Genomic DNA, 535 nt, shown 5'->3' with positions numbered 1-535 from the left:
CCGCATAGTCATGCCTTCGGCGTGAGCTCTTCGACTTCATCCAATTCCTCGCCGTAGCTCAGTCTGCGCAATGCAATCGACGCCTCGGCTGACCTAACCTCAGCGGCGATCCGCTGGTCGAGATAGTGAATTTGCAAGGCGGCAAAAGCCTTTACAGTTTCGCTCTCGTCCCGGAGCCATGGCTCTAGCAAGGCCTTGCGTTGGGCATGCAGATCCGCGAATCCAAACTCGCCGGRGACCACGCCCGACTCTTGCAGTACGTACTTCGCCTGGTTGAACAAAGGGCTCTCGACCTCTATCGCAGCCACGATGCTTCGGACGTGGTCATAGACGACCTCCTTGCCTTCAAAGGCTGACAGGACAGCGAGCGCGAAGGCAAGGTCGTTTTTGTTCCCATTTGCAATGACTTGGGAAAGCCTCTCGCTAAGGCCATTGGCTAAGTCTGGGAACACAGATGCCAGCAGCCTTCCGCCGTCAAAGGAGAAGTGCAGCGAATCCGCGTCGAACCACCGGCGTGCCCCCGCTAGCATGAGGT

The 535-nt window shown here is 57.7% G+C and carries 1 pseudogene; it reads right to left on the bottom strand.

From position 1 onward, the window contains the following. Positions 1-8: 8 nt before the first annotated feature. Positions 9-535, bottom strand: a pseudogene (locus AC1D1Y_RS26155) (RelA/SpoT domain-containing protein); the annotation flags it as partial.

This window comes from Polaromonas sp. P1_G1 (assembly GCF_056405595.1).
This window is presented reverse-complemented; position numbering and strand designations above follow the sequence as displayed.